General features: G+C 52.2%; 11 protein-coding genes. 8 read left to right on the forward strand and 3 right to left on the reverse strand.

Annotation, left to right across the window (positions count from 1 at the left end):
• Positions 1–858 carry a tRNA glutamyl-Q(34) synthetase GluQRS gene (gene gluQRS, locus PsW64_RS07880; protein WP_063303273.1) on the reverse strand — a complete coding sequence of 286 codons (858 nt, stop codon included), beginning with the start codon at positions 856–858 and terminating at the stop codon, positions 1–3.
• 72 nt (positions 859–930) lie between these two features.
• On the opposite strand from gluQRS, the gene PsW64_RS07885 reads away from it, so the two are divergent.
• Genes PsW64_RS07885 through PsW64_RS07900 form a run of 4 tightly spaced genes read left to right on the forward strand, consistent with a single transcriptional unit; the run spans position 931 to position 3217 of the window.
• Positions 931–1572 carry a DNA-3-methyladenine glycosylase family protein gene (locus PsW64_RS07885; RefSeq protein ID WP_063303274.1) on the forward strand — a complete coding sequence of 214 codons (642 nt, stop codon included), beginning with the start codon at positions 931–933 and terminating at the stop codon, positions 1570–1572.
• Between the two features lie 37 nt (positions 1573–1609).
• On the forward strand, positions 1610–2044 hold the full coding sequence (locus tag PsW64_RS07890; RefSeq protein WP_063303275.1) for a hypothetical protein: 435 nt from the start codon (positions 1610–1612) through the stop codon (positions 2042–2044).
• Positions 2041–2715 (forward strand): alpha/beta hydrolase, encoded by a 675-nt coding sequence (locus tag PsW64_RS07895; RefSeq protein WP_208980648.1) that lies wholly within the window; start codon positions 2041–2043, stop codon positions 2713–2715. Before PsW64_RS07890 ends, PsW64_RS07895 begins: the two co-directional genes overlap by 4 nt.
• A 28-nt stretch (positions 2716–2743) precedes the next feature.
• Positions 2744–3217: a YbaK/EbsC family protein gene (locus PsW64_RS07900; protein WP_063286149.1), complete on the forward strand. Its 474-nt coding sequence runs from the start codon at positions 2744–2746 to the stop codon at positions 3215–3217.
• Positions 3218–3221: 4 nt separating this feature from the next.
• Here PsW64_RS07900 and PsW64_RS07905 read toward each other — a convergent pair whose 3' ends face one another.
• The gene (locus PsW64_RS07905) at positions 3222–3434 is read right to left on the reverse strand and encodes a hypothetical protein (RefSeq protein WP_057464696.1); all 213 of its coding nucleotides are present in this window, start codon (positions 3432–3434) and stop codon (positions 3222–3224) included.
• Between the two features lie 159 nt (positions 3435–3593).
• On the opposite strand from PsW64_RS07905, the gene PsW64_RS07910 reads away from it, so the two are divergent.
• On the forward strand, positions 3594–4145 hold the full coding sequence (locus tag PsW64_RS07910; RefSeq protein WP_063303276.1) for a cysteine hydrolase family protein: 552 nt from the start codon (positions 3594–3596) through the stop codon (positions 4143–4145).
• Here PsW64_RS07910 and PsW64_RS07915 read toward each other — a convergent pair.
• On the reverse strand, positions 4142–5047 hold the full coding sequence (locus PsW64_RS07915) for a polyprenyl synthetase family protein (RefSeq protein WP_063286147.1): 906 nt from the start codon (positions 5045–5047) through the stop codon (positions 4142–4144). The two genes, PsW64_RS07910 and PsW64_RS07915, sit on opposite strands and share 4 nt — an antisense overlap.
• 300 nt (positions 5048–5347) lie before the next feature.
• On the opposite strand from PsW64_RS07915, the gene PsW64_RS07920 reads away from it, so the two are divergent.
• The 3 genes from PsW64_RS07920 to PsW64_RS07930 all read left to right on the forward strand — a co-directional run bounded on the left by PsW64_RS07920 (position 5348) and on the right by PsW64_RS07930 (position 7589).
• Positions 5348–6589 (forward strand): SAM-dependent methyltransferase, encoded by a 1242-nt coding sequence (locus PsW64_RS07920; protein ID WP_057464699.1) that lies wholly within the window; start codon positions 5348–5350, stop codon positions 6587–6589.
• Positions 6590–6717: 128 nt separating this feature from the next.
• On the forward strand, positions 6718–7080 hold the full coding sequence (locus PsW64_RS07925) for an NINE protein (protein WP_208980649.1): 363 nt from the start codon (positions 6718–6720) through the stop codon (positions 7078–7080).
• Between the two features lie 149 nt (positions 7081–7229).
• On the forward strand, positions 7230–7589 hold the full coding sequence (locus PsW64_RS07930; RefSeq protein WP_057464701.1) for an NINE protein: 360 nt from the start codon (positions 7230–7232) through the stop codon (positions 7587–7589).
• Positions 7590–7674 lie beyond the last annotated feature (85 nt).

Here is a 7674-nt window from a genome sequence, read left to right on the forward strand (position 1 = left end):
CTACAGGCCCAGCTTCTCTCTGATTTGTTCAGGAGTGACGCCGCTTGCTCGTAGTTCGCGGAGGGAAGTGTCCTTGGCGGATTTGGCGAGTTTGCGGCCTGTTTTGTCGAGAATGAGGTCGTGATGTTCGTAGTGCGGTTCTGGCAAGTCCAATAGAGTTTGCAGCAGGCGGTGAACGCTGGTGGCGTGGTAGAGGTCTTTGCCGCGCAGAATATGGGTGGTGCCCTGTAGTGCATCATCTACGACTACTGAGAGGTGATAGCTGGTTGGGGTGTCTTTGCGGGCGAGGACGACATCTCCCCAGGCTGCCGGGTTGGCCTGAATTTTTCCGTGATGTGCTTCGTTCCAAGTAAGAGATGTTCCCGCTAACTCAATGGCTTTAGCCATGTTGAGGCGCAGGGCGTAGGGCGCATCTGAGTTCTGAAGGGCTTTTTGTTCTTGTTCAGAGAGAACGCTGCTGTCTCCGGGGTAAAGTGGGGCGCCGTCAGGGTCTTGTGGCCATGGCGTGTCCGATGCATCCTGCTCTGCGACGAAGCGTTTGATCTGGGCGCGGGTGAGGTAGGCTCTGTAGACAAGGCCCATTGCTTCCAGCTGTGCGAGTGCCTTGGCGTACTCGCTGAAATGCTCTGATTGCCTGCGAACTGGCGTTTCCCAATGCAGGCCCAGCCATTTCAGGTCTTCCAGCATATCTTCTTGCAGTTGCGGGGTGCAGCGGACTGTGTCGATATCTTCGATGCGCAGCAGGAACCTACCGCCGTTTTGCTTTGCAGCTTCATCGTTGAGGATGGCCGAATACGCATGGCCGAGATGGAGGTGGCCGTTGGGTGAAGGGGCAAAGCGATAGACAGGCGAGTTCATTTGCGAAATGGTTCTACTTGGAATATGGACAGCTTGTTATTAGAGCATCTTTGCTTGCTTGAGGAGGGGGCGTTGAGACCTATAAATACGCTTGAGGATATTGAGCGGGAGCTCGCGTCTCTTGTACAGTTAGATGAGCGGCTTGTTCGCGTTGCTGATGTTGCAGGTGAGGTGCCTTTGCGCAGGCGCTCAGCAAATTTTGCCGGACTTTGCAATATCGTGGTGGCCCAGTTGCTTTCTGTAGCGGCTGCGGCAAGCATCTGGGCAAGGCTGGAGGCACTGGTGGTGCCATTTGAGCCGGATGTGCTGCTTTCCAAAAGCGATGAGGAACTGCTGGGTGTTGGGCTCTCCAATGCCAAATTGCGAACATTGAAGGCCATTGCAGAAGAGCTGAAGGCTGGTTTGTGTTTGAACGAGGCGGTGGACTGGCCGGGTGAGGTAGCACACAAGCGGCTTTGTGAGATTAAGGGCATCGGCCCTTGGTCCGCAGATATCTTCCTGCTGTTTTGCGCTGGGCATCCGGATGTGTTTCCGGTTGGTGATGTGGCTTTGCAGGCGGCTGTGCAGCATGCGTTTGATCTGGAAGAGCGCCCCAAGGGAAAGGTGCTTGCCGAAATTACTGAGGCGTGGTCTCCTCATCGTGGAACTGCGGCGCGTTTGTTCTGGTCTTATTATCGCGTGATGAAAGAAGGGCGCGAGACCCTGCCGGTTTAAAGAGGGCTGAGCCAATCACCAAATGAGGAGCTGTTTGATGGAATCCAATGATTTTGTGGGTGCTGTGGACGCACAGATTGAACTGCTTCGCGATGGGAAGCCGCTTGAAGCGTTTGATGTATTCTTTGCGTCCTCTGTGCAGATGTATGCCAATGATGTGCTGTTTGCGGATGGCGCTGCCCAAGGCCGTGCCAAGCAAGAGCCGTTTATTTCTGCAGCGCAATCCATCATTGGCAAGATTGAAGATGTTGTGATTGATGAGGCGCGTGGTTTATGCGCCTTCCGCAATCTCAGCCAGTTTGTAGATGGTGCTGGTGTGGCGCAGCAAATTGACGGTTTGTGCTGGCAGCGCTGGGATGCTGGTAAGGTTGTTGAAGAGCGCTATTATGATGGTGAGGTGATGCGCGCCCTTTTGAAGGATGGTCTGCTTCAAGACCTTGCTAGTCATATGACGATGAAAGAGGCTGAATGAGTATGCACGAGCTTGAGTGCATCCGCTTGGAGCCGAGCCATGCGCCGGTGCGCAAACTGCTGGTGTTGCTGCATGGCTATGGCGGTGATGCCGGGGACATGGAGCCGACGGCGCGTGCCTTGCGCGACGAGCTGCCTGAAACCGCTGTTGTTTGCCTGAATGGGCCAGAGCCATGCGCACATTGGGTTGAGGGGCGGCAGTGGTTTGCGGCCACTGAGTTTGATGCGCGGGAAATCTGGATTGGTGTGCAGGCCGCTGCGCCGTTGATCAACCGGGTGCTGGATGCCGAGCTGGAGCATTATGGTCTGCTGGAGCGTGACATGGTGCTGGGGGGCTTTTCGCAGGGTGCGATGGTTGCTTTGCATGTGGGGCCTCGGCGTTTTTCTGAGGCGGCAGGCCTGCTAAGTTTCTCCGGTGTTTTGGGTGGACCTGAGCATCTGGTGGAGCAGATGGTGGTGCGGCCTCCAGTGATGCTTCTGCATGGCAGTGAGGATGATGTGGTGGCGGCGACGTATCTTGGGGCTGCTCAAACGGCGCTGGAGAATGCAGGGTTTGATGTGGAAGCGCATGATCTGGTGGGGCTCGATCATTCCATCAATAGCGAGGCACAGGCATTGGCGCTCCGGTTCCTGAAAGAGCGGTTTGGAATTTCAGCGCCAACCACTATCTAAAGGAAGCACAGGCCGGAGGAGGGGTTATATGTTGCAAAGTAAGCGTGCAAAGCAATTTCAGAGTTTTTTGGATGATCGTGGGCTTGGGTTGAAAGTTGTTGAGCTGCCAGAGTCTTCACGTTCTGCTGCAGAGGCTGCGCAGGCGCTGGGCTGCGCTCAGGAACAGATCGTCAAATCCCTTGTCTTTCAGAAGCTGGATACCGAGGAAGCTATTCTGGTGCTGGCGAGCGGGACGAACCGCGTCAACGAAGACGCCATTTCTACAGTCGTTGGTGGGCCGATTGGGCGGCCTGATGCCAAGTTCGTCAGAAACGTTACAGGGTTCTCTATTGGCGGCATTCCACCACTGGGACATAAACAGGAGCTGACGGTTTTCGTGGATGAAGATCTGTTGAGCTTTGATGAAGTGTGGGCTGCTGCCGGAACGCCGAATGCAGTGTTCATGATGCCCGGAAATTTGCCGGACATTTTGGGAGACCATCAGGTCATCTGCGTGAAGTAGCAGGCTACATTCTGTCTTCGACTGGCCAATGAACGTAGGCTAGGATCCAGAGGAAGATCAGGTTGACCAGGGGAATGAAAGCCAGAATGGTCCAGATCCTTGAAAAGCCGAGACGGTTCAGGATTCTGGCGATTGGAATGACAACAACCAATATCCAGACGATCATAATGACGACTTGCCAAAGAGCGAAGCCTTCCATCATCATTTCATGATCCATGTAACGACCTCCTGTCCATCTGCTTCAGGACCAACTATCTGTTTGATGGTTACAAAGGTCAAAGAAAATATTTATTGATTACAATTGCTTATGACTAATTCATGGGCGTGTTTTTAGGGGAAGAAGGAAAGGCCTATTCCTCCAACAAATGAGGGTACGATGAGCACCGCGCTGATTATTATTGATGTCCAGAAATACTTATTTGATGTGGAGCCGCACCCGTTTGAGCGGGATGAAACGATTGCCCGTATCAACAGACTGAGCGCAAAAGCTCGTGAAGCAGGTGTACCAGTTATCGTTGTTCAGCATGAACGTGCAAACCATCAATTGGCTTATGGTTCTGAGGGATGGGAATTGCCGAATGATCTTGTTGTAACGGACAGTGATTTGAAGGTGCGGAAAACTGCACCGGATTCCTTCTACAAAACCAATCTGAAAGAATTGTTGGATGAGCGCGGCATTACGGATCTGACAATCTGCGGGTTTGCTTCAGAGTTTTGCGTAGATACCACGTTCCGCCGTGCGGCTTCGCTTGGGTTTAACCTGCGGCTGGTGAATGATGCGCACACCACGCACGACAAAGAGCACGCTACTGGACAGCAAATCAGAGAGCATCACAACAACACGCTGATTCATCTTCGTGGGTATGAGGGCAGCATTACTGCCCTTCCAGAGGTTGATGTTGAATTTGCGCAGGCAGTGACGGCTTAACTTTCGCGATCTGCGATGTAGCGGGCCAGCGTCTTCAAGGTGTTGGCCTTTGCACCGTATGGCTCCAGCAGTTCATCTGCTTCTGCAATCAAGCGTGAGAGCTCTTGACGGGTGTGGCTTTCACCCAGCAGGCTGACGAGGGTTGCTTTGCCAGCTTCTGCATCTTTGCCCGTTGCCTTGCCAACCACTTCTGCATCGCCAGTCAAGTCCAGCAGGTCATCTGCCAGCTGGAACGCCAGACCGATGATTTCGCCAAAACGGGTGAGGCGAGCGATGTCGTCTTCTGTGGCATTTGCGAGCATTGCGCCTGCACGGCATGCATAACGAATGAGGGCGCCGGTCTTCATCGCCTGTAGCTGACGGATCTCAGCTTCTGTTCTGTCGCGATGTTCAGAGGCCAAGTCGAGCATCTGGCCGCCTGCCATACCGCCGATGCCGGATGCGCGGGCGAGTTCCCGAGACAATCGCAGACGAATGGCCGGATCAGGATGCACCTGCTCATCAGCAATGAAATCAAATGCGATCGTGAGCAGTGCATCGCCTGCAAGGATCGCCGTTGCTTCGTCAAATGCCTTATGGGTTGTTGGACGGCCACGACGCACATCGTCATCATCCATTGCAGGCAGGTCGTCATGGGCGAGGGAGTAGCAGTGAATGCATTCCAGCGCTGATGCGGCTACAAGCGTGCCTTCATCTTCGTGACCGAACAAGCGTGCAGCTTCCACCATGAGAACCGGGCGCAGACGTTTGCCGCCGGACAGCGCTGCATAGTTCATCGCTTCCAACAAGCGTTCAGGGCGGGCTAACTCCTCAGAACGAACTGTCTCCCCTAAAAGAGAGGTGAGCTTTTCTTCAAGAGACTGAGCGGTTTCGGTGATGACCGATTTTAAAGCAACAGACACAGAACCCCATCCCAAACGAGCGATTAAAATACAACAGATTTGAAAGTGCTTACCTATTCGACAGATAGCACGTTGATCGTTTGTCCCGAAAACAGCCCAACGTCAAGTGAAATGGCGTGTTACCGTAAGGTTCCTGCGGATTTTCGCCCCGTAAATATTCGGGTGAGATTTCCTGCGGAGTTGCCTTGTGGCTGTTTTTTTCTTTAGGTTAAATCTAAAGTTACCTAAGGTCATATAATAAGAGCCTCGCAATAAGGCGCCCTAGTAAGTCAGCTATAAGAGATGATAGGGGGAATAGAAATGCGTGCACTTTCGAAGATTTTGTCGAGTTTTGTCCAGAAAGGGCAACTTGTAATTTTTGACGCCAAAGACAAAAAGCATGTTTTTGGTAGCGATGAAAGCGGCCCCTCCGCTGCATTGCGTTTTCACAGTCAGAAGCTTCCCTATACACTTCTGATTGATCCTGAGCTGAAAGCAGCCGAAGCCTATATGGATGGCTTGATCACCATGGAGCCGGGTCACACTTTGAATGATCTGGTTGCTGTGTTTATGGCGAATGACGGCCTGCTTACAGAACATCCTATTCAACGAATTCTTACCTTCATGAAAGACGGTCATACGCGGCGGCGGCTTGGCCTGAACCTGAAGAAAAACAAAGCGCAGGTGCGTCATCACTACGATCTGTCGACGGACTTGTATCGGCTGTTTTTGGATGACGGGCTCAATTATAGCTGCGCTTATTACCGGACGCCTGAAGATACGCTTGAAGAAGCCCAGCAGGCGAAGCTGGACCATCTTGTTGCCAAGCTGGACCTGAAGCCAGGCATGTCAGTGCTTGAAATTGGCGGAGGTTGGGGTTCTCTGGCCATTCGCATGGCGCAGACTGGTGCGCAGGTGACCTCTCTCAACGTTTCAACCGAGCAGATCAAAATTGCTGAAGAGCGGGTGAAAGCTGCCGGACTTGAAGGCAAGGTTGATTTTGTTTGTCTGGACTACAACGAGTTTGAAGGTGAGTTTGATCGCGTTGTTTCTGTCGGCATGATGGAACATGTTGGCCACGGCAATCTGGGTGCTTACTTTGCCAAGGTCAGAGACTGCCTGAAGCAGGATGGCTATGCTGTCATTCACTCGATTGGCCGCAGTGGACCTCCGGGTGTGACCGGTCCATTCCTGAGCAAGTACATCTTCCCAGGTGGGTATTGTCCTGCTCTTTCAGAGACTTTTGCCGATATCGAGAAAACGGGTCTTTGGGTCTGTGATAACGAGATCTTACGGCTGCACTACTATTACACCCTGAGAGACTGGCGCCTTAATTTTGAGCGTAACCGGGACAAGATCAAAGAGTTGTATGACGAGCGCTTCTGCAAAATGTGGGAGTTCTATCTGTCAGGCTGCGAAATGAACTTCCTGCACGGGCGGCTCATGGTGTTCCAGTTGATCCTGTCTAAAGAACGGGATGCCGTACCGATCATCCGTGACTTCATTGGTGATAATGAGCAGGCGATGATTTCTCATCGTGATGATCGCAGAAAAACGGCATAAGTTGCTCTGCGCTAAAGAGAGGACTCCGGAATTAGTTCCGGGGTTTGTTGGGGTGGATCATTGACGCCCAGTGAAATCATTGGCTACTTTCCTGATGTTTAAAATGCATGGGTGAAAGCAGGTCGTTGGTGTTTGATGATATTACATTGCCCTCGCAAAGGCGGCGAGAGAGCATTTTCAATTTTTCCGAACCGGGTAAGTCGACGGCCTATGCCGTTTTGTTTGCGCTTTTGCTTGGACAGTTCGCAGCGCATCGGTTTTACCTACGCAAGCTCGGCAGTGCCGTTGTCATCAACTGCCTGAACATTACGGCAGTTTTGATCCTGATCCCGTTGCTGATGGGATTGGACGGGCATAATTTGATTGCTGATCTGACGTCAGGCGAGTGGATCGGCTTCGGCGTTGCCATCGGCATGGCAATGATTGCGAACATTTGGGTGTTTATCGATCTGATCGTGCTGATTGTATTGCTCGTGCGAGAGAGCTTTTAGGGCAGAATGTTGCTAAGGCTTGGCCCTTTCACGATTGCCTAGGATGAATTCATAGCCCCTAGTTAGATGCCTTAAATATCGAGAGATGTCTTGATCGATAATGCGTGTCAGCCTCTGAGTGTGATTGAAGCTCACCGGAGGTCGTAGTCATGAGCGATCAAACCGCCAATTCTTCTGGTAACAGAGGTTTCTTTTATCTCAAGAACCCGCATAAATCTGCTGTGGTGACAGTGATCCTGTCGCTCTTTCTGGGCGGTTTGGGGCTGCATCGGTTTTATCTTGGTAAGCCGCTGAGTGGAGCGGTGATGCTCGTTCTTTCTTTGGTCACGGGTTTTCTGATTGTGAGCGGTCTGAACCGGATGGAGACATTGGACCCCAACGGGATGCTGGTTGTTGTCAGTGGAGCCTTGGGGTTAGGAATGATTGTTTCCGCGTGGGCGCTGGTTGATTTGCTGATCATCCTTGTGGGGGTGTTCAATACGCCTTCCATCCCTGATGAGGTTCGCTAAAGCAGCCCGCATTTAAGCTGAAACACCTGAGCTGCTTTAGTCTTTGTTTTTGCGTATCTTTATCCGAAAACCGGTTTCCACTTTT

This window comes from Pseudovibrio sp. W64, from assembly GCF_001623145.1.
Lineage (GTDB): Bacteria > Pseudomonadota > Alphaproteobacteria > Rhizobiales > Stappiaceae > Pseudovibrio.

Excerpts from the sequence above, each read along its gene's own strand:
- PsW64_RS07910 (WP_063303276.1), top strand. The coding sequence starts at position 3,594 with ATGAGCACCGCGCTGATTATTATTGATGTCCAGAAATACTTATTTGAT.
- PsW64_RS07895 (WP_208980648.1), top strand. The coding sequence starts at position 2,041 with ATGAGTATGCACGAGCTTGAGTGCATCCGCTTGGAGCCGAGCCATGCG.
- gluQRS (WP_063303273.1), bottom strand. The coding sequence starts at position 858 with ATGAACTCGCCTGTCTATCGCTTTGCCCCTTCACCCAACGGCCACCTC.
- PsW64_RS07930 (WP_057464701.1), top strand. The coding sequence starts at position 7,230 with ATGAGCGATCAAACCGCCAATTCTTCTGGTAACAGAGGTTTCTTTTAT.
- PsW64_RS07905 (WP_057464696.1), bottom strand. The coding sequence starts at position 3,434 with ATGGATCATGAAATGATGATGGAAGGCTTCGCTCTTTGGCAAGTCGTC.
- PsW64_RS07890 (WP_063303275.1), top strand. The coding sequence starts at position 1,610 with ATGGAATCCAATGATTTTGTGGGTGCTGTGGACGCACAGATTGAACTG.
- PsW64_RS07920 (WP_057464699.1), top strand. The coding sequence starts at position 5,348 with ATGCGTGCACTTTCGAAGATTTTGTCGAGTTTTGTCCAGAAAGGGCAA.
- PsW64_RS07900 (WP_063286149.1), top strand. The coding sequence starts at position 2,744 with ATGTTGCAAAGTAAGCGTGCAAAGCAATTTCAGAGTTTTTTGGATGAT.